The 24,414-nt window shown below is 59.6% G+C and carries 26 protein-coding genes; 15 read left to right on the forward strand and 11 right to left on the reverse strand.

Annotated features, from left to right (window positions below; all coding sequences use genetic code 11):
* Positions 1–126: 126 nt before the first annotated feature.
* Positions 127–1,206 carry an endonuclease/exonuclease/phosphatase family protein gene (locus MO767_RS09015; protein ID WP_282480201.1) on the reverse strand — a complete coding sequence of 360 codons (1,080 nt, stop codon included), beginning with the start codon at positions 1,204–1,206 and terminating at the stop codon, positions 127–129.
* A 75-nt stretch (positions 1,207–1,281) separates the two neighbouring features.
* Positions 1,282–1,956: a YciC family protein gene (locus MO767_RS09020; protein ID WP_282480202.1), complete on the reverse strand. Its 675-nt coding sequence runs from the start codon at positions 1,954–1,956 to the stop codon at positions 1,282–1,284.
* Between the two features lie 175 nt (positions 1,957–2,131).
* Between MO767_RS09020 and MO767_RS09025 the strand changes: the two genes are divergently transcribed.
* The 3 genes from MO767_RS09025 to MO767_RS09035 all read left to right on the forward strand — a co-directional run bounded on the left by MO767_RS09025 (position 2,132) and on the right by MO767_RS09035 (position 4,138).
* Entirely contained in the window at positions 2,132–2,887 is a 756-nt protein-coding gene (locus tag MO767_RS09025) for a DUF2076 domain-containing protein (RefSeq protein WP_282480203.1), read from the forward strand.
* A gap of 137 nt (positions 2,888–3,024) precedes the next feature.
* The gene (locus tag MO767_RS09030) at positions 3,025–3,504 is read left to right on the forward strand and encodes an NYN domain-containing protein (RefSeq protein WP_033054212.1); all 480 of its coding nucleotides are present in this window, start codon (positions 3,025–3,027) and stop codon (positions 3,502–3,504) included.
* Between the two features lie 22 nt (positions 3,505–3,526).
* Positions 3,527–4,138 carry a 3'-5' exonuclease gene (locus tag MO767_RS09035; protein WP_046048736.1) on the forward strand — a complete coding sequence of 204 codons (612 nt, stop codon included), beginning with the start codon at positions 3,527–3,529 and terminating at the stop codon, positions 4,136–4,138.
* A 384-nt stretch (positions 4,139–4,522) separates the two neighbouring features.
* Here the strand turns inward: MO767_RS09035 and MO767_RS09040 are convergent, their stop codons facing one another.
* Positions 4,523–4,975 carry an Lrp/AsnC family transcriptional regulator gene (locus MO767_RS09040; RefSeq protein WP_008149219.1) on the reverse strand — a complete coding sequence of 151 codons (453 nt, stop codon included), beginning with the start codon at positions 4,973–4,975 and terminating at the stop codon, positions 4,523–4,525.
* A gap of 163 nt (positions 4,976–5,138) precedes the next feature.
* On the opposite strand from MO767_RS09040, the gene yedA reads away from it, so the two are divergent.
* Together yedA and MO767_RS09050 are read left to right on the forward strand one after the other, a co-directional pair.
* Positions 5,139–6,065 carry a drug/metabolite exporter YedA gene (gene yedA / locus MO767_RS09045; protein ID WP_282480204.1) on the forward strand — a complete coding sequence of 309 codons (927 nt, stop codon included), beginning with the start codon at positions 5,139–5,141 and terminating at the stop codon, positions 6,063–6,065.
* Positions 6,066–6,143: 78 nt separating this feature from the next.
* Positions 6,144–7,478: a DEAD/DEAH box helicase gene (locus MO767_RS09050; protein ID WP_282480205.1), complete on the forward strand. Its 1,335-nt coding sequence runs from the start codon at positions 6,144–6,146 to the stop codon at positions 7,476–7,478.
* A 123-nt stretch (positions 7,479–7,601) separates the two neighbouring features.
* Here the strand turns inward: MO767_RS09050 and MO767_RS09055 are convergent, their stop codons facing one another.
* Both MO767_RS09055 and MO767_RS09060 read right to left on the reverse strand, forming a co-directional pair.
* Positions 7,602–8,843 carry a TIGR03862 family flavoprotein gene (locus MO767_RS09055; protein ID WP_282480206.1) on the reverse strand — a complete coding sequence of 414 codons (1,242 nt, stop codon included), beginning with the start codon at positions 8,841–8,843 and terminating at the stop codon, positions 7,602–7,604.
* A gap of 187 nt (positions 8,844–9,030) precedes the next feature.
* On the reverse strand, positions 9,031–9,951 hold the full coding sequence (locus tag MO767_RS09060; RefSeq protein WP_033054220.1) for a histone deacetylase: 921 nt from the start codon (positions 9,949–9,951) through the stop codon (positions 9,031–9,033).
* A gap of 86 nt (positions 9,952–10,037) precedes the next feature.
* On the opposite strand from MO767_RS09060, the gene MO767_RS09065 reads away from it, so the two are divergent.
* The 3 genes from MO767_RS09065 (at position 10,038) to MO767_RS09075 (ending at position 12,170) form a co-directional block, all read left to right on the forward strand.
* Positions 10,038–10,607 carry a GNAT family N-acetyltransferase gene (locus MO767_RS09065; protein ID WP_282480207.1) on the forward strand — a complete coding sequence of 190 codons (570 nt, stop codon included), beginning with the start codon at positions 10,038–10,040 and terminating at the stop codon, positions 10,605–10,607.
* A gap of 103 nt (positions 10,608–10,710) precedes the next feature.
* Positions 10,711–11,580 carry an acyl-CoA thioesterase II gene (gene tesB / locus MO767_RS09070; protein ID WP_282480208.1) on the forward strand — a complete coding sequence of 290 codons (870 nt, stop codon included), beginning with the start codon at positions 10,711–10,713 and terminating at the stop codon, positions 11,578–11,580.
* A complete protein-coding gene (locus MO767_RS09075; protein WP_282480209.1) occupies positions 11,577–12,170 on the forward strand; it encodes an HAD family hydrolase in 594 nt (197 codons plus the stop codon). The genes tesB and MO767_RS09075 overlap by 4 nt, the downstream gene beginning before the upstream one ends.
* A gap of 108 nt (positions 12,171–12,278) precedes the next feature.
* Here MO767_RS09075 and MO767_RS09080 read toward each other — a convergent pair whose 3' ends face one another.
* Both MO767_RS09080 and MO767_RS09085 read right to left on the reverse strand, forming a co-directional pair.
* On the reverse strand, positions 12,279–13,238 hold the full coding sequence (locus MO767_RS09080; RefSeq protein ID WP_282480210.1) for an alpha/beta hydrolase: 960 nt from the start codon (positions 13,236–13,238) through the stop codon (positions 12,279–12,281).
* Positions 13,239–14,132 carry a neutral zinc metallopeptidase gene (locus tag MO767_RS09085; RefSeq protein ID WP_129441012.1) on the reverse strand — a complete coding sequence of 298 codons (894 nt, stop codon included), beginning with the start codon at positions 14,130–14,132 and terminating at the stop codon, positions 13,239–13,241.
* Between the two features lie 309 nt (positions 14,133–14,441).
* Between MO767_RS09085 and MO767_RS09090 the strand changes: the two genes are divergently transcribed.
* Both MO767_RS09090 and MO767_RS09095 read left to right on the forward strand, forming a co-directional pair.
* Positions 14,442–15,218, forward strand: a complete 777-nt coding sequence (locus MO767_RS09090) for an IclR family transcriptional regulator (protein WP_282480211.1) — start codon at positions 14,442–14,444, stop codon at positions 15,216–15,218.
* Between the two features lie 136 nt (positions 15,219–15,354).
* On the forward strand, positions 15,355–16,233 hold the full coding sequence (locus MO767_RS09095) for a DMT family transporter (protein ID WP_282480212.1): 879 nt from the start codon (positions 15,355–15,357) through the stop codon (positions 16,231–16,233).
* Positions 16,234–16,278: 45 nt separating this feature from the next.
* On the opposite strand, the gene MO767_RS09100 is transcribed toward MO767_RS09095, so the two are convergent.
* The gene (locus MO767_RS09100) at positions 16,279–17,580 is read right to left on the reverse strand and encodes an MFS transporter (protein WP_282480213.1); all 1,302 of its coding nucleotides are present in this window, start codon (positions 17,578–17,580) and stop codon (positions 16,279–16,281) included.
* Between the two features lie 328 nt (positions 17,581–17,908).
* On the opposite strand from MO767_RS09100, the gene quiC reads away from it, so the two are divergent.
* Complete coding sequence (gene quiC, locus MO767_RS09105) at positions 17,909–19,810, forward strand: 3-dehydroshikimate dehydratase QuiC (protein ID WP_282480214.1); 1,902 nt, start codon at positions 17,909–17,911, stop codon at positions 19,808–19,810.
* Positions 19,811–19,912: 102 nt separating this feature from the next.
* The gene (locus MO767_RS09110; RefSeq protein WP_282480215.1) at positions 19,913–20,590 is read left to right on the forward strand and encodes a TetR/AcrR family transcriptional regulator; all 678 of its coding nucleotides are present in this window, start codon (positions 19,913–19,915) and stop codon (positions 20,588–20,590) included.
* Positions 20,591–20,626: 36 nt separating this feature from the next.
* Here MO767_RS09110 and MO767_RS09115 read toward each other — a convergent pair whose 3' ends face one another.
* The 3 genes from MO767_RS09115 to MO767_RS09125 all read right to left on the reverse strand — a co-directional run bounded on the left by MO767_RS09115 (position 20,627) and on the right by MO767_RS09125 (position 22,980).
* On the reverse strand, positions 20,627–21,481 hold the full coding sequence (locus tag MO767_RS09115; protein ID WP_282480216.1) for a shikimate dehydrogenase: 855 nt from the start codon (positions 21,479–21,481) through the stop codon (positions 20,627–20,629).
* 5 nt (positions 21,482–21,486) lie between these two features.
* Entirely contained in the window at positions 21,487–21,927 is a 441-nt protein-coding gene (gene aroQ, locus MO767_RS09120; protein ID WP_282480217.1) for a type II 3-dehydroquinate dehydratase, read from the reverse strand.
* A 141-nt stretch (positions 21,928–22,068) separates the two neighbouring features.
* Positions 22,069–22,980, reverse strand: coding sequence for a LysR family transcriptional regulator (locus tag MO767_RS09125; protein ID WP_095130673.1), 912 nt, complete (start codon positions 22,978–22,980; stop codon positions 22,069–22,071).
* 133 nt (positions 22,981–23,113) lie between these two features.
* Here MO767_RS09125 and MO767_RS09130 point away from each other — a divergent pair, with 133 nt between their 5' ends.
* From MO767_RS09130 to MO767_RS09140, 3 genes are all read left to right on the forward strand, one after another.
* A complete protein-coding gene (locus tag MO767_RS09130) occupies positions 23,114–23,320 on the forward strand; it encodes a 4-oxalocrotonate tautomerase family protein (RefSeq protein WP_123367741.1) in 207 nt (68 codons plus the stop codon).
* A gap of 213 nt (positions 23,321–23,533) precedes the next feature.
* Positions 23,534–23,962 (forward strand): DUF4160 domain-containing protein, encoded by a 429-nt coding sequence (locus tag MO767_RS09135; protein WP_282480218.1) that lies wholly within the window; start codon positions 23,534–23,536, stop codon positions 23,960–23,962.
* Positions 23,959–24,405, forward strand: coding sequence for a DUF2442 domain-containing protein (locus MO767_RS09140; RefSeq protein ID WP_282480219.1), 447 nt, complete (start codon positions 23,959–23,961; stop codon positions 24,403–24,405). Before MO767_RS09135 ends, MO767_RS09140 begins: the two co-directional genes overlap by 4 nt.
* Positions 24,406–24,414 lie beyond the last annotated feature (9 nt).

Here is a 24,414-nt window from a genome sequence, read left to right on the forward strand (position 1 = left end):
CCTGTGGGAGCGAGCTTGCTCGCGATTGCGTTTCGTCAGTCGACATACCCGTTGCCTGACACACCGCCATCGTCGGATCGCCGCCCGGAACAAGCTCGCTCCCACAGGTTCTGCATAGGGCGGAGGTCAGGGCGCTGCCGGTAGCAGGAAACGGGCGATCACCGGCAAGTGGTCGGAGATCCGCAAGGTGTCGTCCTGTCTCACCGTCGCCTCGACCCGTTTGATTCGCGGGCTGTAGAACAGGTAGTCGACAGTCCGGTCCGGGCCGTTCAAGCCCGGATCATTCGGGTAATGGGTCAACCATCGCGCCCGATCGATGCCGCTGGCTTCACTGTTGGTCGGGATCATCGGGTATTTGTCCCACAGCACATGCAGCGCGCTGTCGGCAGAGTAGGGCGTGCGTTGCTCGGCAGGCAGGCGTCGAAATTGCCCCAGCGGCAACAGGTTGAAGTCCCCTCCGATCAACCACGGCGTGCCGCGGCTTTCGAACTTGTCGAGGACTTTGACCGTGGCCATCACCTGAGATTGCAACGTTTCGTCTGGCGGGATAACGCGGTCCAGATGGGTGTTGAGCACCGCCATCTGACCGCCGTCGCTCAACGGCAGGTACGTGACCAGCAAGGCATTTTTCGGTTTGAATTGGCGGCTGATGAAGTTGGCCGGTGCGATCGGTAATTGCAGGCGTTCGGCGTGTTCGATCTGGTAGCGGCTGAGGGTAGCCAGTTGCCGGCCGACGCTGCCGAAAATGTGCGGCTCAGGCACGAAGTCGGCTTTCCAGTCGAACGCGTGAGCGCTGCACGGATACAGGTCCGCGACTCGCTCCTGAAGCAGCTTGAACTGGTTTTGGTAATCGCTGGCCTTGGCGCCGTCATCGAGCTCCTGCAATAGCACGAGGTCCGGTTGCTCGTCGCGGATCACCCGCGCCACTTCATCGAGGCTGAAGGCCATGTCTTCGGACGTGGGATTTTCGTCATTGCCGGCCGCCAGGTCATTCCAGAACACGTAGCGTTTTCCCGCCAGGTACTGGACGTTCCAGGTCATCACCTTCAGTGCCTGACCGGGCACCAGCGTCGGTGCCTGGGCGTCGCAACTGACCGGTAGGGCTTCCTTGGCGTCGGGGCGCCAGGTCAGGTTGTAGATCAGCAAGGCAATCAGGCCGGTCACGATCAACAGGCCCAGCAGGGTGTAGCGCAGTAGACGGGTCATGGCTCGGCTTATAGCGTTACAAAAGTTGAGCCCGAGCATAACCGACGGAAGGGCTTAAGCCCACGGGTAGAGCGGTCAGAGCGGGCCGTCAATTTTCTCGGGCACATCGCCGATCAGCATGAACAAGCGGAACAGCACCACGCTGACGAACAGTTGCAGGAAGCTGTGGGCGCTGTCGATCAGCAGGGAAATCACCGGGTTCTGCGGTTCCGGGTAGACCGCCAGGGTCGCGCCTTTGAGCACCCACAACGGGCCCATTACACAGAGAATGCACACCAGAATGCGCAGGAAATGGCCGCGGGTCAGGCGCAGGCTTTCCTTCATCGCCGCCAGTGGTGCGAAGCCGCGCAGCACCAGCAGGTACTCGCCAAACGCCAGGGTCACCATCAGCCAGATGCCCGGCAGGAAATACAGCGACAGGCCGATCAGGATCAGCAAGGTATTGAGCGCGGTGAGCAGGGCGAAGCGTGGCCACAGGTAGGCCGACCTCGACAGCAGCTCGCGGTTGCTCGGTGATTCGCCACGGCTGCGGGCATCGAGAAACAGGATCAGCGCGGCGGTGTACAGCGGATAAACCAGCAAGCCGACTATCACACTGATGCCGGGAAAGCTGTCCGGCTCGGTGGAGTGGTCGACCACTTGTTGCAACAGCGCCTCAAAGATCACCAGCGGCAGGCACAGCCGCACGATCTGGCCCAGATTGCGCTTGAAGAAATACAGAGAGTCACGCAGTACATCGAACGAATTCATCAGTCGGTATCGCAGGTTGAAAGCAGTGGCCCACTTTAACCGATGAAGCGCTTTGGGGCGCAAACGTAAACGTTCGGTAAAGACCATTGAAACATCCTGCATCAACCTCCATTACGAGGTTGTACCTTATCCACAGTGGATAGGGCAGATATTCCCGGCAATCTACGAGGTCGCCATGAACAGCGAAGAACAAACCCTGATCGATGGACTGTTTTCCCGGCTGCAACAGGCCGAAACGGATTCAGCCCCGCGCGACGCCCAGGCCGAGGCGCGGATCAAGGAACACCTGACTCGCCAGCCTGCGGCGGGCTATTTCATGACCCAGGCGATTCTGGTGCAAGAGGCCGCCATCAAAAGCCTCGACGAACAGAACAAACAACTCGCCCAGCAAGTCCAGCAATTGCAGGCCGAACTGCAATCGGCCAAGGCTCAACCGGCTGCTGCGGCGCCGAGCAGCGGTGGTTTTCTGTCGAGCATCTTCGGCGGCAGTTCCCGTGATCCGCAGCCAGCGCCCAGCCAAAGCCCACCCGCTTCGAGTGGTGGCGGCTGGCGTGAACCGGCGCGGCCGTCGTTCAATTCACAGTCGCCACAACAGAACTTCGGTGCAGCGCCGCCTCAGCAGAACTACGCCCCGCAACAGCCAGTCGGCAGCGGTTTCCTCGGCGGTGCGCTGAAAACCGCCGCCGGCGTGGCCGGTGGCGTGATGCTGGCGCAAGGCATCAGCAGCCTGTTTCACCACAACCAGCAGCCGGAAGTGGTTGAAGTGATCAAGGAAGAACCGGCTCAAGTCAACGATCAGAGCGGTGACAAGGGCTGGGACGACGATCAGCGCGTGGCTGACAACGCCAATGATCAGGGCGGCTTTACCGACGCCGACTACAGCGATGACAGCTCATCGTTCTTCGGCGGCGACGACGATTCCTTCGTCTGATACGCCATTCGTCCGGAGCGCTGCGGCGCTTCGGGCCGATTATTCGCGGAACAATCCTTCAGGCTGGCATACTGGGCAACTTTTCGGGCCTGGTGCCTGATCCTGCCCGCGCTCCGGCGCGCCAACGAGGATGACCGGTGAAAAAAATCGCAGTGTTCGCCGATGTCCAGAACCTCTATTACACCGTGCGTCAGGCCTATGGTTGCCATTTCAACTATGCCGCGCTGTGGGCTGATATCAGCAAACAGGGCGAGATCGTCGAGGCCTATGCCTACGCCATCGATCGCGGCGACAGCAAACAACAGCAATTCCAGCAGATCCTGCGCAACCTCGGCTTCACTGTGAAGCTCAAGCCCTACATCCAGCGCAGTGATGGCTCGGCCAAGGGCGACTGGGACGTGGGCATCACCCTCGACATCATGGACGCCGCCGATCATGTCGACGAAGTGGTGCTGGCTTCCGGTGACGGTGATTTCGACATGCTGCTGGAGCGCATCATCACCAAGCACGGGGTGCAAGCCGTGGCCTACGGCGTGCCGGGCCTGACGGCCAACTCGCTGATCCGCGCCGCCAGCCGCTACGTGCCGATCGAAGGCGCGTTGCTGCTCAAGAATTGATTTTTACGGAGTTGAAACAGGTTTGGAACGCATAGCAGTCATCGACTTTGAAACCACCGGGATCTCCCCGAGCAGCAGCTGCCGGGCCACGGAAATTGCCGTGGTGATCCTTGAACAGGGGCGCATCGTCGAACGTTACCAAAGCCTGATGAATGCTGGCGTGCGCGTCCCGGCCTTCATCGAACAACTCACCGGCATCAGCAACGCCATGTTGCGCACCGCGCCATCGGCCGAGCAGGTGATGAACGAGGTCAACGAATTCGTCGGTATCACACCGCTGCTGGCGCACAACGCCGCGTTCGACCAGAAGTTCTGGGACTTTGAGCTGGGGCGGATCAAACGCACACGCTTGCAGAACTTTGCCTGCTCGCTGCTACTTGCCCGCCGTTTGATGCCCGCCGCGCCGAACCACAAACTCGGCACCCTCACCACGTTCGCCAACCTGCCCCACACCGGTAAAGCTCACCGGGCCATGGCCGATGCCGAGATGGCGGCCAACCTGACGGCGCATTTGGCCCAGGAGTTGCGGCAGAAGCACGGGTTGCGCGAGTTGTCTCATGATCTGCTGGTGAGCTTGCAGAAAGTGCCGGCGGCGAAGATCAATGAGCATCTCAAGCGGCATCGCGGGTTCTAACTGACACACCACAAATCCTCTGAATGACACACCACAAATCCCCTGTGGGAGCGAGCTTGCTCGCGATGGCGCCGTGTCAGTCGACATCAATGTTGGATGATAAATCGCTATCGCGAGCAAGCTCGCTTGTATGTTTAGGATTGAAGGGGTGGGCGGGGGGAACGTTAAGCCTGCTGCATTGGCGGACGGAACCATGGGTTCGTTTAAAAGATATACCGTGTTTGTTGGGCGCCGGATATAGCGGCGTTCGCGGATTCTGACGATACCGCTGAACTTCTGTAGGAGCTGTCGAGTGAAACGAGGCTGCGATCTTTTGATCTTGTTTTTAAAGAGCAAAATCAAAAGATCGCAGCCTCGTTTCACTCGACAGCTCCTACGGGATCGCTATTTACCATTCCCTTCCAACTGCCCCAACGGCACGCGCTTCTCTATCGCGCTCGACAACACAATCGACGTCTTGCTGAACCCGAACTTGGCGATCCGGTTGATCAACTCTTCCAGCTCCGGCATCGAACCCACCGCCGCTTGCATGATCACGCACGGATCACCCGTCACCCGGTGGCATTCGGTTAGTTGTGGGATTTTGATCAGGTCGTCGTAGGCCTTCTGGTTGCCGTGCTGGTTCAAGCGCAGTTCGATCACGCACTGGATCGGCAAGCCAAGCTTGGCCATGTCGACTTTCGCCTGGTAACCCGTGATGACCCCGCAGGCTTCCAGTTTAGCGACGCGCTCGGCTACGGCCGGGGCGGACAGGTTCACTTTGCGCGCCAGGTCGGCGTAGGACGCACGACCGTTTTCCAACAGGGCGCTGAGAAGCATGCGGTCGTATTTGTCCATCGTGGTATTCCTGAAAAATGACTGACTTTCGAAAGCACGGTTTATAACGGCAATCTCCGTGTTTTGAAAAGTGTACCGGCGCTATAAACAGGTTTTGTAACTTAATTTAAGCCGCTGGCCTTTCTAGAATAGCCTTTCACTTGTCTTGCCTACGAGCTGACCCATGCCTGGCTTACGTCGTTTTCCCTTACCGTTGATCGCTGCCTTTTTCGCGTTGTACGTGATTTGGGGCTCGACCTATCTAGTCATTCGCATCGGCGTGCAGTACTGCCCGCCATTGATGCTCGGCGGGATTCGCTTTGTGATTGCCGGGACGCTGATGTACGCGTTCCTGCGCTGGCGCGGGGCGCCGGCACCGACCTGGGCGCAGTGGAAAGCCGCCGGGATCATCGGGATTTTGCTGCTCAGCTTTGGTAACGGCGCGGTGAGCGTGGCCGAGCACACGGGCGTCGCCTCGGGTGTGGCGGCGTTGGCGGTGGCGACGGTGCCGCTGTTTACCTTGCTCTGCGGATATTTCTGGGGCGCGCGTAATACCCGTCTCGAATGGGCCGGGATTGTGCTCGGGCTGATCGGCATTGCCATGCTCAACCTCGGTTCTAACCTGCAATCGAGCCCGTTGGGTGCTGCGTTGCTGGTATTCGCGGCAGCTTCCTGGGCCTTTGGTTCGGTCTGGAGCAAACACTTGCCGTTGCCCCAAGGCGCGATGGCCAGTGCCGTGGAAATGTTGGTGGGCGGTGTAGCGCTGCTGATCGGCAGTGCGCTGAGCGGTGAGCATCTGGAAGCCATGCCGCCGATCGAAGGTTGGGCAGCCCTGGCCTATCTGACCTTCTTCGGTTCGATCATCGCTTTCAACGCCTATATGTACCTGTTGAAAAACGTGCGGCCGGCGGCGGCCACCAGTTATGCCTACGTCAACCCGGCGGTGGCGGTGTTGCTGGGGATCGTGTTTGTCGGCGAGACCATCGGTATCGAAGAAGCATTGGCCATGGCGGTGATCATCAGCGCCGTGGTGCTGATCGGGTTGCCGCAGTGGCGCCGGGCTCCGGAACGACCTGCTGCCGTGGTGCAGACAGAATCCCGTGTGAATTAGGGTAAACTGCGCGCCATTGCATCTTGTTTTGCACACTTGTTTTGAAAAACCCGCGCTGAATTTTCCTACGGTAATCCCATGACTTTCGCCTCCCTTGGCCTGATCGAACCCTTGCTGCGCTCTCTCGAGACGCTCGGCTACCAGACCCCTACGCCGGTTCAGGCGCAAGCCATTCCGGCGGTGCTGGCCGGTCGCGACCTGATGGCCGCCGCCCAGACCGGGACTGGCAAGACCGCCGGCTTCGCGCTGCCGCTCCTGCAGTTGCTGGCCATGGAAGGGCCGAAAGTGGCGTCTAACTCGGTGCGCGCACTGATCCTGGTGCCGACCCGCGAATTGGCCGAACAGGTTCACGAAGCCGTGCGTCAGTACGCCGAGAACCTGCCGTTGAGCACTTACGCGGTGTACGGCGGCGTCAGCATCAACCCGCAAATGATGAAGCTGCGCAAGGGTGTTGACGTGCTGGTGGCGACGCCGGGTCGTTTGCTCGACCTGTATCGCCAGAAGGCCCTCAAGTTCAATCAGCTGCAAACCCTGATTCTGGACGAAGCCGATCGCATGCTTGATCTGGGTTTCTCCGAGGAACTGGGGAATATCTACCGCGTGCTGCCCAAGCAACGTCAGACGCTGCTGTTCTCCGCGACTTTCTCCGACGCGATCCGCTTGCTGGCCGGACAAATGCTCAACGATCCACTGAGCATCGAAGTCAGCCCGCGCAACGTGGCTGCCAACACCGTCAAGCAATGGGTGGTGACGGTGGACAAGAAGCGCAAGCCGGAGCTGTTCATCCACTTGCTGCGCAAGGGCAAGTGGAAGCAGGTGCTGGTGTTCGCCAAGACCCGCAACGGCGTGGACGCACTGGTGGAAAAACTCCAGGGCCTGGGCATCAATGCCGACGGCATCCACGGCGACAAACCACAGGCAACCCGTCAGCGTGCGCTGGACCGTTTCAAGGCCAGTGAAGTGCAGATTCTTGTGGCCACCGACGTTGCGGCCCGTGGTCTGGACATCGAAGATTTGCCATTGGTGGTCAACTTCGACCTGCCGATCGTGGCGGAGGATTACATCCACCGCATTGGGCGTACCGGCCGTGCGGGTAACACAGGGCAGGCGATTTCGCTGGTCTGCGCTGATGAAGTGAATCTGCTGTCGGCCATCGAGACGTTGACCCGTCAGGCATTGCCTCGCCAGATGGAACATGACTTCGAGCCTGAGCACCGGGTGCCGGATACCGATGCCAGCGGTCAGGTGGTCAAGAAGCCGAAAAAACCGAAGAAGCCGAAGACCTCCAGTGGCGGTAAACGCAACTTGGGTAAATGGGTTGAGAGTGGGGATGCTTCGGCGCCGGAACCTTCGATCAAGCCTGTGCGAAAAGTGCCGGTGTTTAATACCGGGCCGCGTAAGAAGAAGCCTTAATATTCGCTGCGCCGGCTAGACCGCTATCGCGAGCAAGCTCGCTCCCACATTTGACCGAGTTCTTTCAGAAAGAATGCAATCAGTGTGGGAGCGAGCTTGCTCGCGATGGCCGCGCCTCAGTCCTCAGTCCTTGCGCTTCAACCACTCCACCATCCCCAACCCTGCCGCTCGCCCACTGGCGAAACACGCGGTCAGCAGATAGCCACCGGTCGGCGCTTCCCAATCGAGCATTTCCCCCGCGCAGAACACGCCAGGCAGTTGCTTGAGCATCAAGCGTTCATCCATCGACTCGAACATCACCCCACCGGCGCTGCTGATGGCTTCGTCCAGCGGGCGGGTTTTCACCAGTGTCAGTGCAAGCGCCTTGATCGCTTTGGCCAGCAGCGCCGGATCAGCGAAGCATTCGGCCGGAGTGAGTTCGCGCAGTAACGCCGCTTTCACACCATCGATTCCGAGCTGACTGTGCAAGTGCTTCGACATTGAGCGTGAACCGCGTGGTTTGCTCAGCGCAGCCTGCACTTTATCCACAGGCTTGCCCGGCAACAGGTCCAGGTGAATGGTTGCCGAGGCGTGCTGATTGATGGCTTCGCGGATCGGCGCCGACAAGGCGTAGATCAAACTGCCTTCAATCCCGGTTGCCGTGATCACACATTCCCCGAGCCGCGGCACGTCGTCATTGAGGCCAATGGCGATGTTTTTCAGCGGTGCGCCGGCGAATTTGTTGACCATCAACTCGCTCCAGGCCTGCACCTCGAAGCCGCAATTACTCGGTTGCAGTGGCGCGAGTCCTACGCCGTGTTGTTCCAGTGGCAGCATCCAGGCGCCGTCCGAGCCGAGTCGCGACCAACTGCCGCCGCCGAGGGCCAGCAAGGTTGCGTCAGGTTGGACGATTTTTTCGCCTTCGGGGCTGTCGATGCGCAATCCACCGCGATCATTCCAGCCGAGCCAGCGGTGACGGGTGTGGATAACAACGCCGCTGTCTCGCAGGCGTTTGAGCCATGCACGCAACAGGGGGGCGGCTTTCATGTCTGTAGGAAAGACTCGGCCGGAACTGCCGACAAAGGTTTTGATGCCCAGGTCATGAATCCATTGGCACAGCGCATCAGCGCCAAATGACCGCAACAGCGGCGCGATCTGCGGCGCGCGTTCGGCATAGCGTGAGAGAAACGCCGGGTAGGCTTCGGAATGGGTGATGTTCATGCCACCCACGCCGGCCAGCAGGAATTTTCGCCCCACCGAAGGCATGCCGTCGTACAGGTCGACCTTGATCCCGGCCTGGCTCAGCACTTCGGCCGCCATCAAACCGGCGGGGCCGCCGCCGATGATGGCAACGTGAGAAGAGGAGGAGGGCGAGGGCTGGGTCATGGCGTGAGCTGCGGCGTGGCGGAATAAGCCGCGCATTCTACCAGCACGAATCAGGGTGAGCGTTGCTGAAGAAGCTGATCAAAAAACAACCACCCCTTTGCAAGCTATATGCAGCATGGCCTGTAGGACCTTTCACTCAGGTTATCCACAGGCAGTTCCACAGGCATTGTGGGTAAAGACCCACACCTCAATGACAACCTGATGACTGCCAGACCCGTTGCGCGCTGTGATGCAGGATTCCATGACGGCGCGCCAACGCCTTGCGGTCCTTGCTGTAGCCGCCGCCGATGACCCCGACCACCGGGATATCCCGCCCCAGGCAATGGCGCATAACACTTTCGTCCCTGGCGGCGACGCCTTCGTCTGTCAGCTTCAGGTAGCCGAGCGCGTCATCTTTATGCACATCGACGCCGGCGTCGTACAGCACCAGGTCAGGTTGGTAGAGCGGCAGCAAATAGTTGAGCGCATCGTCCACCACCTTCAGGTAATCGGCATCGCCCATGCCCTTGGGCAGTGGAATGTCCCAGTCACTTTCGGCTTTGCGTGCAGGAAAGTTCTTCTCGCAGTGCAGGGAAACGGTCACCGCCTCCGGGGTGTTGTGCAGAATCCGTGCAGTGCCGTCGCCCTGATGCACATCGCAGTCGAAGATCAGCACCCGATTCACACGGCCGCTTTCCAGCAGGAAATGGCTGATCACGGCCAGGTCATTGAAGATGCAGAACCCGGCAGGATGGTCGTAATGCGCGTGATGGGTGCCGCCGGCCAAGTGACAGGCCAAACCATGTTCCAGCGCCTGCTCGGCCGCCAGCAGGGAGCCGCCAACCGCCCGCACCGTGCGCCGGGCCAGGGCTTCGCTCCACGGCAGGCCGAGGCGCCGCTGATCTTCGCGGGACAACTCACCGCCCATGTAGCGTTCGATATACGCAGGGTCATGTGCGAGCGCGAGAATCTCTGGCGGGCAGAGGTCGGGGCGCAGCAGGTCAGCGTCCCGGGTCAGTCCGCTGTCCACCAGGTGATCGCGCAGCAGGCGAAACTTGTCCATGGGGAAGCGGTGATCCGCCGGGAACTCGGGACTGTAGTCTTCGTGGTAGATCAGGGGCAGGGGCATGGCTGATTTATACAGGACGGTAGGTAGGAATGAGTGAAGGATCCTACCAGCGATGTAGACTTGCGGCATGGGAACGGGGGAGCACGATGGAACCGATACTGGAACTCGAGAGCGCGCGACTGCTGTTGCGGCAGTGGCGCGATGAGGATTTGCCGGAGTTTGCGGCGATGTGCGCCGATCCACAGGTGATGCGATATTTTCCGGCGCCCTTGAGTCGTCTGGAAAGTGCTTCGTTGATCGGACGGATTCGTGGCCATTTTGCCGAGCATGGCTTCGGTCTCTGGGCGCTGGAGCGCAAGGATACCGGGGCATTTATCGGTTTTACCGGCCTGGGTGTGGTCGGTTTCGACGCGCCCTTCACCCCGGCCACCGAGATCGGCTGGCGCCTGGCCCGCGAGCACTGGGGCCTGGGCTACGCCAGTGAGGCAGCGTGGACCGCTCTGCGCTGCGGGTTTGACCGGTTGGCGCTGAAAGAAGTCGTGTCCTTCACCACCGAAACCAATACGCCATCGCAGAAAGTCATGCAGGCAATCGGCATGCACCATGATTCAGCCGATGATTTCGACCACCCGATGCTCGCGGCCGATCATCCCCTGCGTCACCATACGCTGTACCGCATCACCCGTGAACAATGGCTGCAAACCTTGCATGGATAAGCCGGCACGGACGTTTACAATGGCCTCCATGGGCCCTGGCCAGAAATTGAATCGACCGTCGCAGCCAAGACTGCGCGGCATGCGTTGTGTGAGGAGAGTCTGAATGAGCCAAGTGTTGGATGATCTGGTTGACCTGTTGACCCTGGAACCGATTGAAGAAAACCTGTTCCGTGGCCGCAGCCAGGACCTGGGTTTTCGTCAGCTGTTCGGTGGTCAGGTGATCGGTCAGTCCCTGTCGGCGGCCAGTCAGACGGTCGAAGAAGCGCGCCATGTGCATTCGATGCACGGCTATTTCCTGCGTCCCGGCGATTCCGCGTTGCCTGTGGTTTATCAGGTTGACCGGGTACGCGACGGTGGCAGTTTCAGCACGCGCCGGGTGACGGCGATTCAGAAGGGCAACCCGATTTTCACCTGCAGTGCGTCGTTCCAGTACGACGAAGAAGGCTTCCAGCATCAGTCCGAGATGCCCACCGTAGTCGGCCCGGAAAACCTGCCGTCAGAGCTGGAGCTTGCTCAGCAGCGTGCGCACCTGATCCCCGAGCACATGCGTGAAAAGCTGCTGTGCCCGAAACCGATCGAGTTCCGACCGATCACCGAGAAAGATCCCTACAACCCCCAGCCGTCCGATCCGATCAAATACGTCTGGTTTCGCGCCGACGGTGCCTTGGCCGATTCTCCGGCGCTGCATAAATACTTGCTGGCCTACGCCTCGGACTTCGGACTGCTGACCACCTCGATGCAGCCCCATGGCAAATCGGTCTGGCAGAAAGACATGCAGGTCGCCAGCCTCGATCATGCATTGTGGTTCCATGCCGATCTGCGTGCCGATGATTGGTTGCTGTACGCGATGGACAGCCCGTGGGCCGGCAATTCCCGTGGCTTCTCCCGTGGCAGCGTGTTCAACCGCGCCGGGCAACTGGTGGCTTCGGTCACTCAAGAAGGCCTGATTCGCCACCGCAAGGATTGGGCATGAGCCTGGCCGAGGTGCGGCACTGGGTGTTCGACATGGACGGTACTCTGACGGTGGCCGTGCATGACTTCGCGGCGATCCGCGTGGCGTTGGCGATTCCTGCCGAAGACGACATCCTGACCCACCTCGCCACGCTGCCGGCCGATGAAGCCGCCGTCAAACATGCATGGTTGCTGGAACACGAACGGGACCTGGCGCTCGGTTCGAAAGCGGCACCGGGCGCGGTAGAACTGGTGCGTGAGCTGGCCGGGCGCGGTTATCGCCTGGGCATTCTCACGCGCAATGCGCGCGAACTGGCGCACGTCACGCTGGAGGCGATCGGCCTGGCCGACTGCTTCGCGGTGGAGGATGTACTGGGCCGTGATGAAGCACCGCCAAAACCGCATCCCGGTGGTTTGCTGAAATTGGCCCAGGCCTGGAATGTCCCGGCCAGTGAGATGGTGATGGTCGGTGACTACCGCTTTGATCTGGATTGCGGTCGGGCGGCAGGGGCGCGGACGGTGTTGGTGAACCTGCCGGATAATCCCTGGCCGGAATTGACGGATTGGCATGCGGCGGATTGCGTGGCGTTGCGGGAAATGTTGTCGGCTTGAGGGCCTCATCGCGAGCAAGCTCGCTCCCACATTGGTTTTGTGAACACTGGAGATCCCCTGTGGGAGCGAGCTTGCTCGCGATGGTGTCAGCTCAGCCACCAAAAAAACTCACTGACCGAACAACGCCTTCTGCCCCTGCGGCGAGTTAAACATCCCATCCCCGTCATGCCCGACCCCAGGTACTTCAATCAGTTGCTGATTCAAACCCTGAGGATGCAGCCGTTTCAGAGAAGCAAAATAATTGCGCCCACGAGCCAATCGATTGGCTCCCTGAGCTTGGGCCTCGCAGCTTTTATCCAGCGCCGGCTGCTTCGGGTCGCTGTCCTGCTGGCCGAGTAGATAAACGACTTCGCGTTTAACGTAGTTTTCCTCCAGCTGCTTGGCGGTTTGCCCTTGGGCATAGGCCGGTAAATCCGCCAGCCCATATTTCCAGCGATTGAAATTCGGACAACCGGCGTGTTTGAACGCCACCGGCCGTCGTTCATCGAAGTACGCATAAGACGACGGGTTGGCAATGACGTAACGCACCTGTATGTCGGCCGCCTTCAGCGCTGGCTGATCGTGGCCCAGCAACGCGTATCGCTGCACCACTTGAGCGCCACCGGAGTGACCGGCGATGACAATTTGCTTCACGTCCGGAAACTGTTTTCGATCGCCGATTCGGGCGATGATTTCGTCGAGCGCCGCGTAGGAGCTCAGGGAAAACGGAGCGGTGGATAAACCGCCCGCCATCCAGTCATTGCCCTGCCAGCGCAATACGCTGTCAGCCACGGGATGGGCTGCGATGTCGGTTTCATTGAGAAATTGCGGGGCGAGCACCAAGGTGGTCGCGCTTTGCCCTGCCTGTTCGGCTGCGCGTTCGGCGCTCTGGCGATAGGTATCGGCATTGCGCAATCGACCATGGATGATGATCAGCACGCGTTCGATTTTCTTTGGCGCCGGGCCGATGCCCACCGCGATTTCACCTGCAGTCAGCAGCAAGCGTCCGGGGCTGACCTCCTTGACCGCATGCTCGGCAGCCTGGGCGCTTGCACAGGTGATCAGTAGAGTTAACAGCCACTTATTCATTTATAGGTTTTTCGCTGCAAAGGTATCGCACTGGCCGACCTGGCCTTGCGCGAATCCGGTTTTGAACCAGCGCACCCTTTGCGCCGACGTACCATGAGTAAACGAGTCCGGCACCACACGACCCTGACCTTGCTGTTGCAAGCGGTCATCGCCGATGGCGTTGGCGGCGTTCAAGGCTTCTTCGATGTCACCGGGCTCCAGCCAGTTCAGCCGTTTCTGCGCATTGTTGGCCCAAACTCCGGCCAGGCAATCGGCCTGCAGTTCCTGGCGTACCAGCAAACCGCCGTCGCCTTCCATCTGCCGACCCTGTTGGCGGGCGGTCTGAATTTTCGCTGAAACGCCGAGCAAGGTCTGCACATGGTGTCCGACTTCGTGAGCGATCACGTAGGCCTGAGCGAAGTCGCCAGCAGCGGAAAAACGTTGGGACATTTCCTGGAAGAAACTCATGTCCAGGTAGACCTTCTGGTCCGCCGGGCAATAGAACGGGCCGGTCGCCGAAGAGGCCAGGCCGCACGCCGAGTTGACGCGGCCACTGAACAGTACCAGGGTCGGGTTCTTATATTGACGACCGGCCTGCTGGAAAATCTGACCCCAAGTGTCCTCGGTATCACCGAGGATCGAGCGCACGAACTCGGCTCCTTCATCAGTGGCCGGCGGTGCCTTGCGGGTTTGAGTCGGGGCCGGTGCCGATTGCTCGCTCATTTGCCCGGTCAGTTGCCCGAGGATTTGCATCGGGTCCTGGCCGGTGATCCAGCCGATCCCGACGATCAAGATAATTGCCATCAGGCTCAGGCCCTTGCCGCCACCGAAGCGCATCCCGCCACCACCGCCGCCAGAATCATCACCACGGGCATCGACCACGTTGTCGCTGCGTCGGCCTTTTTTCCATAGCATGTGGGAATCCTCTGAATGTCCGTGGGGATGAGTGTTGCTGCTGAGTGGGAGCGGCGCCAGTCCGGTCGTCCATCTTTTGTTGCGCGCAGGACCCTTCCCGGCAACCAGTGGTGGGTTGCCGGGAATACTCCAGACTCGTATTGAACACGGACAACACATCTAATTCCTTCAGGCGACGGGTTTTTATCGGGCAGGCGACGGCCTGTATCGGAAATTATTTGTCGAGCAGGGTTACCGGACTGCGGGTTCCAGATTTCGCATTACTTGGTTTGTCTTTTAGAATCTGGAAAATTTAGTGTGGAACCTCCCATGGCCGGCAGTCAGATCGAACGTGTTTTCAGCGTGCTTGAAAGCCTCACCAGCGACCCTCGGGGCCTGCCGATGCAGACGCTGGCTGAGCAACTGGATATTCCCAAAAGCGCGACCCACCGGTTGCTCGCCGAGCTGATTCGGCTGGGTTACGTGCGACAGAATCCGGAGAACCTGCGGTATCACCTGTCGACCAAACTGGTGGCCATGGGCTTCCGTTACCTCTCGGGCAGCGGCACCGATATTGTTCAGCCGGTGCTTGATCGCCTCGCCGAGGAAACCGGCGAGCTGGTGCGGCTTGGGGTGATTGAAGGTGAGCGGCAGATCTGGATCGCCAAATCCCAGGGTGCCCGTTCCGGCCTGCGTTACGACCCGGACATGGGCCGCGACGCGCCTTTGTTTTACACCGCGTCGGGGCATGCGTGGCTGGCGTGCATGAGCGATGCCGAGGCGCTGTCCCTGGTCGAGCGGCAGGGTGGCGAGCGGCCGAAGGACCTCGGGCCGAATGCACCGCGTTCCAACATCGAATTGCTGGAACGCCTGCGTATGGCGCGGGAGCAGGGGTATGCCTGGGTCGAGGAAAGTTCGGCGGTGGGCACCTCGGCCATCGCTGCGGTGGTGCGACATCCGAGTGATGGCCGAGTCATCGGTGTGTTGAGCATCGCCGGACCCAGCGCACGGATGCCGGGGGCGCGACTGCATGAGTTGGCGCCGCTGTTGTTGAAGTTTACTGATGAGCTGTCGGCGGCCAGTCTGGCGTCGGAACTGTTCAGCTGATTAATCCTGTGCGCTGTTCGCACACTTTTGCGGTTTGCTTGTGTGAGAATCTGGAACCTGGTTCTAAATTATTCGGGTTCGTCTCTCCTGTAAGGGATGCTTTTAAATAGTTGATGCAAAACACAAGGGATACCCAATGACCGTCAGCACTCCGCTCTCCGGTGTAAACCAACCCTTCAAAGGGATCCTGCTGATCGTCGTTGCAACTTTCCTGTTTTCCAGTCACGACGCCTTTTCGAAATACCTCTCGGGCTTCTACCCGATTGTCATGGTGGTCTGGGCTCGTTATCTGGTTCACACCTTACTGATGGCCGGGATTTTTCTGCCGCAATCCGGGCTGGGTGTCCTACGGACCAAACGACCGTTACTTCAGCTGTTGCGAGCGTTGTGCCTGTTGGGCACCAGTCTGTTTTTCACCACCGGCTTACAGTACATCCCCTTGGCCGAAGCCACGGCGGTCAACTTTCTTGCGCCAGTTCTGGTGACTGCGCTGTCGGTGCCACTGCTGCGCGAACACGTCACGCGTGGCCAGTGGATTGCGGTGATTTGTGGATTTATCGGCGTGTTGATCATCGTCCATCCCGGCGGAGAACTCTTTACCCCGGCGGTGTTGTTGCCACTCTGCTCGGCGCTGTTTTTCTGCTTCTATCAATTGCTCACCCGCAAGCTCAGTGAAATCGACAGCCCGACCACCAGCAACTTTTTTGCCGGGCTGTGCAACACATTGGTGATGAGTGCGCTGGTGCCATTCTTCTGGCAAGTCCCCAGCCTGATCCATGGATTGATGATGGTGGCGCTGGGCGCCTGCGGGATGACGGCTCACCTGTTTCTGACACAAGCCTTCCGCCACGCCGCGCCTGCATTGTTGGCGCCGTTCGGTTATTGCCAGATTGTCTTTGCCGGTTTGCTGGGCTGGTTGCTGTTTTCTCACACGCCGACCCTGACCACGGTGGTCGGGATCGCGGTGATTTGTTGCAGCGGGTTGGCAGCAGCCTGGCAACAGAGTCGTCGGTGAGCGAAGCAAGGCAGGCCTGGAGTCAGGCCTGCCGGGGGAGGGGGGTTACGGGGTGACGGTCGGAATCTTGCGCGGTGCCATGAAGTACATCCAGATCAGCGCGATGAAGTACATCGCCGGAATCATGGTGAACAGCACGGTGTAGTTGTTGTTGGTGATCGTCAGAATATGGCCGACCAACTGGGTCATGAACATCCCGCCGATGGCCGCGCACATGCCTCCGAAGCCAAACACCGTACTCATCATGTGTTTAGGCGTGTAGTCCATCACCAGGCTCCAGATGTTCGCGGTCCAGGCCTGGTGCGCACCGATGGCCAGGGAGATGGCGAACACCGCGACCCACAGACTGCTCGAACCCGCCGCCATGATCACGCCGATGATGCAGCAGGCGAACAGGAACATGGACATCAGCCGCGCCTTGATCGGGTTGACGCCGCGGCCGATCAGGAACGAGGACAGGATTCCGCCGCCGACGCTGCCGAAATCGGCAGTGAGGTAGATGATGATCAGCGGGATACCCATCTGGGTCACGTTGATCCCCAGGTTGTATTGCTGATTGAGGAACGGCGGCAGCCAGTAGAGGTAGAACCAGAACACCGGCGCGGTCATGGAGTAGGCGAGGGCGAAGGCCCAAGTGCCACGCATACGCAGGATTTTCGAGAACGGTACGCGGGATTGTTCCGGCTCTACTTCCTTCTGGATGTAATCCAGTTCCGATTGTTTAACGCTCGGGTGATCTTCCGGGTTGAAGTACTTCAAGCCCCAGAACAGCAACCAGATCCCGCCCAGTGACGACATGCACAGGAACGCGGCCTGCCAGCCCCAGACATGGAGGATCAGCGGCAATAACATGGGGGTGAACATCGCGCCGACGTTGGTCCCGGCGTTGAAGATGCCGGTGGCCACGGCGCGTTCGCCGGCCGGGAACCACAACCGGGTGGTCTTCACGCACGCCGGGTAGTTGGCGGCTTCCGTCAGACCCAGGATGAATCGGCAGACCATGAAGCCAACGGCCGAAGTGGCCAGACCATGGGCGCCGGTCGCCAGGCTCCAGAGCAGCACGGCGAAGAAGAACACGCGCTTGACGCCGACCCGATCGATCAACCGGCCTTGCAGCACGAAACCGATGGCGTAGCCGACCTGGAACCAGAAGTTGATGTTGGCGTAGTCCATCGCTGTCCAGCTCATTTCCTTGGCGAGGATAGGCTGCATGACGCCGAGGGCGGCGCGGTCGATGTAGTTCAGGGTGGTGGCGAAGAACACCAGCGCCAGCATGCCCCAACGGGTTTTGCCGACCGCCATCGCACCGCGGATCTTGTCGCCGATACCGCCAATGGCAGGAGTCATGGAGGAACGCTCCACGGGAGAGCTTTGAGAAGGAGTCATGAAGGCCACCGATTATTTTTATGTGGTGTTCTGGGTCTTTGGTAATCGGGTCCGGCCGGACCCAATGTGGTGTTGATGTTGCGCAGTGGACAAAAAATCGTCAATTCGCCAAGGGGCATTGTGTTCGATAATCGAACACAAAACTAACCGGGTAGTACACTTTGAATTGCTGTGCAGATTCCCCCGGCCAATAATTCGCTCACAGATAAACGCGATCCCTGATCCCTACGTAAAAGCGAAAGCGTGCGATGTTGATAACAAGACTGTCTCCACCACCGGGAGTCGATATATGCAGCGTTCCATTGCCACCGTGTCCTTGAGCGGTACCCTGCCGGAAAAACTTGAAGCCATCGCCGCCGCCGGTTTCGACGGGGTGGAAATTTTCGAGAACGACCTTCTCTACTACGACGGCAGTCCGCGGGAAATCAAACAGATGTGCGCCGATCTCGGGATCGCGATCACGCTGTTTCAACCTTTCCGGGATTTCGAGGGCTGCCGCCGCGACCGCCTGCCGCGCAACCTAGAGCGGGCCGAGCGCAAGTTCGACCTGATGCAGGAACTGGGCACGGACCTGGTGCTGGTGTGCAGCAACGCCTCGGCCGACGCCATCGGTGATGAACAGATTTTAGTCAACGATTTGCGCCTGCTGGCCGAACGCGCCGGTGCCCGTGGTTTGCGGATCGGCTACGAAGCGCTGGCCTGGGGCCGCCACGTGAACACTTATCAACAGGTGTGGAACATCGTCCGTCAGGCCGATCACGCGAGCCTCGGCGTGTTGCTGGACAGCTTTCACACGCTGTCGCTCAAGGGCGATCCGAGCGCGATTGCCGAGATCCCCGGCGACAAGATTTTCTTCGTGCAAATGGCCGACGCGCCGATCCTGGCCATGGACGTGCTGGAGTGGAGCCGGCATTTCCGCTGTTTCCCGGGCCAGGGCGAATTCGATCTGCCGGGTTTTCTCGCGCCGATCATCAAGAGCGGTTACACCGGGCCGTTGTCGCTGGAGATCTTCAACGACGGCTTCCGCGCCGCGCCGCCACGGGCCAATGCCGCCGACGGTTTGCGCTCGTTGCTGTACCTGGAGGAGAAAACCCGCGAGCGTTTTGCGCAAGAAGCCACACCACCGGTCTCTATCGACATTCTGTTCGAGACGCCCCAGGCCAGCGAGTACAACGGCATCGAGTTTCTTGAATTTGCCGTGGATGAAAGCCTTGGCGCCAAGCTCTCGAATTGGCTGGAGCGGCTGGGATTCGTCAAGGCAGGGCAACATCGTTCCAAGAGCGTGAGCCTGCTGCGTCAGGGCGATATCAACCTGATCCTTAACTCCGAACCCTATTCCTTTGCCCACAGTTTTTTCGAAGCTCACGGCCCCTCGCTGTGCGCCACCGCCGTGCGGGTCAAGGACAGCGCCAGTGCGCTGGCCCGGGCCGTGGCTTATAAAGGTCAGCCGTATCGCGGGCTGGTTGGGCCCAATGAGCTGGAGCTCGCCGCCGTGCGCGCGCCGGATGGCAGCCTGATTTATCTGGTGGACCAGGACGCCGACGTCTACGGCACCGACTTCAATCTGCAACCCGCCGCCGTGGCCAGTGGCGGCCTCAAGCGCATCGACCATATGGCCATGGCGCTGCCGGCCGACAGCCTCGACAGTTGGGTGCTGTTCTATAAAAGCCTGTTGGATTTCGAAGCCGACGATGAAGTGGTGCTGCCTGACCCGTACGGTCTGGTAAAGAGTCGGGCGCTGCGCAGCCGGGACAGTTCGATCCGCTTGCCGCTGAATATTTCCGAGAACCGCAACACCGCGATCTCACACGCGCTGTCGAGTTATCGCGGCTCCGGTGTGCATCACATCGCCTTCGATTGCGACGACATCTTTGCTGAAGTCAGCCGGGCCAAGGAGGCGGGCGTACCGCTGCTGGATATCCCGCTCAATTACTACGATGACCTCGCCGCGCGGTTCGATTTCGACGACGAGTTCCTCAGCGAACTGGCCTATTACAACGTGCTCTACGACCGCGATGCCCAAGGTGGCGAGCTGTTCCATGTGTACACCGAACCGTTTGAAGGGCGGTTCTTCTTTGAAATTATCCAGCGCAAGAATGGCTACGCAGGTTACGGAGCAGCCAACGTCGCGGTGCGACTGGCGGCCATGGCCAAGTCTCGAAGCGGTGCCGTACGTCAGGCAAAGTTGTAGGGAAATCGTAAACACGGGTACAAACCGCCGCCGCGCGACTTCCTTCACTGTGCGGCGCGGCCCATAATCGCCCACCTGTGCAGTGATGGCCGTGAGCCCGCAATGACGATAACTTCAGAACTCTCCGCAGCGCCTGACGAGCCGATTGTCGAGCCGCGCAAGAGTCGCAAGAACAACCCGGAAAAGACCCGCGAGAACATCCTTCAAGAAGCCATTGTCGAGTTCGTCCAGCAGGGGCTTTCCGGCGCTCGCGTCGATGCGATCGCCGAGCGCATCCACACCTCAAAACGCATGATCTATTACTACTTCGGCAGTAAGGAACAGCTCTACGTCGAGGTGCTGGAGAAACTCTACGGCGATATCCGTAGCACCGAAAACCGTTTGCACCTGACCGAACTGGCGCCGGTGGAAGCGATTCGGCGGCTGGTGGAATTCACTTTCGACCACCATGATCACAACGTCGATTTTGTGCGGATTGTCAGCATCGAGAACATTCACAACGCTGAATATGTGAAGCGCTCCGATGCGATCAAGGCGATGAACAACACCATTCTCGATTCACTGGGCGAGATTTTGCGTCGCGGTGCTGAGGAAGGTGTGTTCCGCTCCGGGCTCGAGCCGTTGGATGTGCATCTGCTGATCAGCTCGTTCTGCTTCTATCGCGTGTCGAACCGCCATACTTTCGGTGAGATCTTTCAGATCGACTTGCCGGACGAAAGTATTAAGCAGCGTCATCGAGAGATGATTTGCGAGTCGGTTTTGAAGTATTTGCAGGCCTGATGTGGGGTGAGGGGATTGCCCCCTCGCCACATCCGTTCAGCCATTCATGCTCTGAAAATGCTCCAGCATTCGCTGCGCATCCGGCACCACGCCGCTGAACAATTCAAACGCCTTCACCGCCTGAAACACGGCCATGTTGCCGCCATCCAGCGTTCGGCAACCCAACGCGCGGGCGTTGCGCAGCAGTTCGGTTTCCAGCGGGAAGTAAACGATCTCCGCCACCCATAACTCACCTCGAAGCAGTTCCACCGGCACTGGCATGCCCGGCAGTTTTTTCATGCCCATGGGGGTGGTGTTCACCAGACCGTCAGCCTGGGCCAGGGTGCTCGGTAAGTCATGGCCCGCCACAGCCCGGCCGACGCCGAAATGTTGATTGAGATTGTCCGCCAGGCTCTGGGCGCGGCTGATTTCCACGTCGAAAATGTTCAGCAGCTGTACGCCTTCACTCAAAAGGGCATGGGCCACTGCCGCGCCAGCGCCACCGGCACCCATTTGCACGACGCGCTCAAGGGCAACGCCCTTCAAGCCACGACGGAAACCTTCGGCGAACCCCAGGCAATCGGTGTTGTGGCCGATGCGTTTGCCGTCCTTCAGCACGACCGTGTTCACCGCCCCAATGCCTCGTGCTTCCGCAGACAATTCGTCGAGCAGCGGGATGATCGTCTGCTTGCACGGAAAGGTGATGTTCAGGCCGGTGAAGTTCATGCGTTCGGCGGCCATCAACAGGTCGGGCAGAGCGCCACTGTCGAGTTTCAACTGGTCCAGATCGATCAGGCGATAGAGGTAACGCAAACCCTGGGCATCGCCTTCATGCTCGTGCAGCGCCGGGGTGCGGGAAGCCTGGATGCCGGCGCCGATCAGTCCGGCCAGTACAGCGGTGGTCTGAGTCACGGCGTTCACCCCTTCAAACGTTGGCTGAAATGTTCCAGCGCCAGGCGATAGCCGTGGCTGCCGAAACCGGCCATCACTGCCGTGGCGATGGCCGACACAAAGGAGTGGTGGCGGAAGGGCTCGCGGGCATGAACGTTGGACAGGTGGACTTCGATCACCGGCAGTTCGCTGGCGACCAACGCATCGCGGATCGCGACTGAGGTGTGGGTCCAGGCAGCCGGGTTGATGACGATCCCGGCGCAACGGCCGCGGGCGGCGTGAATCCAGTCGAGCAGTTCGCCTTCATGATTGGTCTGGGGAAACTCCACCGCCAGGCCGAACTCTTCGGCGGCACGACCGCACATCGCTGAGATGTCGGCCAGGGTTTCGTGGCCGTAAGTCGCCGGCTCACGGGTGCCGAGCAGGTTCAAATTCGGGCCGTTGAGCACCAGAACGATAGGGGGCATTGGGGTCTCTCCACTTATTATTTTTGGCGTTGGCCGAGGGTTTCAGCCTGTGGAGATAAATTGTACTAGCTAGTTAGTTTGGTCAATTGAAGAGGCGTTTCTCAAGGTTAATGTGTGCGGTGATCGGACGGTTTCGGCTTTTCAGCGGGGGAGATGCTCCACCAGAAAATCGATGAACGCCCTTAACCGCAACGGCATATGGCGAGTTTGCGGATAGAGCAGGGTGAACGGTCGCGAGCGTCCACCATAAGGCTTGAGCACTTCCACCAGCGAGCCATCGGCCAGTTCGTTTTCGACGATGAAGCGATAGGTCTGGAACAGTCCTGCGCCATGTTTGGCCAAGGTCACGCCGCCCAGCACATCGTCGGAACAACTGAGATTGCCCTCGGCCAGAATCTCCCGGTGCACGCCATTGTCGTTGAACAGCCAGGCAATCCGCCGACCGCTGCTGGGCAATTCGTACTGGATGCACTCGTGCTGTTTAAGGTCATCCAGCGTTTGTGGAATGCCCGCGTGCTTGAGGTAGTCAGGACTGGCAATCATCACCAGCGCGGCGTCTTCCAACTGTCGGGCGATCAGGCCTGAATCCGGAATCGCCCGCACGCGGATCGCCATGTCATAGCCTTCGCCGACGAAATCGATGTTGCGATTGCTGATGTGCGACTCGACTTTCACCGCTGGAAAGCGTGCCCGAAAAGCCGGCAACAACGGCAGGATCCGGTGATGGGCATAGGTGGTGGGAATGCTGATGCGCAAGGTGCCGGAAGGCTGTTGCTGCTGACCCATGACCTCGCGCTGGGCCTCGACCAGTTGCGCCAGCGCCTGGCGACACTCCTCGTAGTACCGTCGACCACTGTCGGTCAGTTTGACGCTGCGGGTGGTGCGGGCGAACAACCGCACGCCCAGGCGTTCTTCCATGCGCGACACTGAGCGGCTCACGGCTGCGGGCGTCACGCCGGCCACCAGCGCGGCAGCGGTAAAACTGCCGGCTTCGGCTGCCAGACAAAACAGTTCGATGCTGCCCAGCTGAAGATCGTCGAATTGTCGCTGCATGATTGATTACACCGGGGATCAAATGAAGTGTGTGAGTCAGTATTTATCAGATGCCTGCACACAGATACAGTGAGTCCGTGAGAAGCAGCGGCAAGCACTAAGCCTTTCTTAACCAGCAAGCAGGAGAAGCAGCATGCCTTTCGTCAGCGTACGTATTACCCGCGATGGTGTGACCCGGGAGCAGAAGGCCCAGGTCATCGCTGAAATCACCGACACCTTGAAGCGCGTCCTTGGTAAGCCTCCAGAGCTGACCCACATTGTGATCGAGGAAGTCGATACCGATAACTGGGGGTATGCGGGCATCACCACCACCGAATATCGAAAAAACCAGTCGGGTTGATTTCCAGACAAGCCAAGACAGCCGTCCTCGGGACGGCTTTTTTGTAGGCGCGAGGAAAGGATTGCTTACCATTTTGCGGTGTTATCCACCGGCCCGAGCCGAGCCTTGACGCTAGTCTCAAAAGTCGCAGTGATGATTCAACACAGCGCCAGTTATCGGATTTTCCAGGGAATGTCGGGTCTTCGGGCTCATTAACCTAACGGATGGGTTAGCATGAGATTATTCAGCTTCAAAGGGTTTTCAATGGTGATCATGTTGCGCGATGAGCACTGCCCGCCGCACGCACATGTGGATGCCGGAACCTGGAGTGCGCGCTTCAAATTCAGCTTCTGGCACAACAGCGTCGAGCTGTGGGACGTGGTTCCTCATTCTCGCAGGCCACCTGTGGCGGTGCTGGAAGGGTTGCGTCACGCGCTCGGACAACCCGCTCATTTGCGCCGCGCTCGGTGTATCTGGTGGGACAAGCTGCACACGGTCTGCCTCGATCATCAGATATGGGACTGGCAAACCAGCGAAGTCGTGGTGGTGAAAAGGGTCGCCAGTACGACCTGCATGATTGGCTCGGCTTGCTATGAGCCTGAGACGAACAAGACCCTACTGGCGCTGATGGGCGCTCCGGAGGGCGTGGAGATCGAACTATGAAAACGATAACAGCAAAAATGTTGGTGGATCGGCCCGTAACCGAAGCCGTGCTGGATGAAGCCATCCAGCGTGGCCAAGTGCGCCACAAAGGCGGCCTGCAAGCGACTTCGGTGACCTTTGTGGAACCGTGCCTGGCGGTCGGTTTCATTGATGGCAGTGGCGTGTTGTTGCCCGTGCAGCACTATCCGGAGTTCGATGATTTCGACGTCGAAGATTTCGCAGACCTGAAAGTCGGCTTTTCCGGGACAGCCCTTTGCCATGAGGGCAAGGATCTGCAGGTTTCCATCGCCGGGATGATTTCAGCCAGCAAGCCGCTGATGGATATGGCCGCGTCGGTCATCGCCTCACGTAATGGTCGCCAAAGCAGCGCCGCCAAAGCAGAGGCCGCGCGGGCGAATGGCCGTAAGGGCGGGCGTCCGCGCAAGACAGATATCACCCTTTAAGCACGCACA

It is taken from the genome of Pseudomonas sp. UYIF39, assembly GCF_029963765.1.
Classification (GTDB): Bacteria; Pseudomonadota; Gammaproteobacteria; order Pseudomonadales; family Pseudomonadaceae; genus Aquipseudomonas.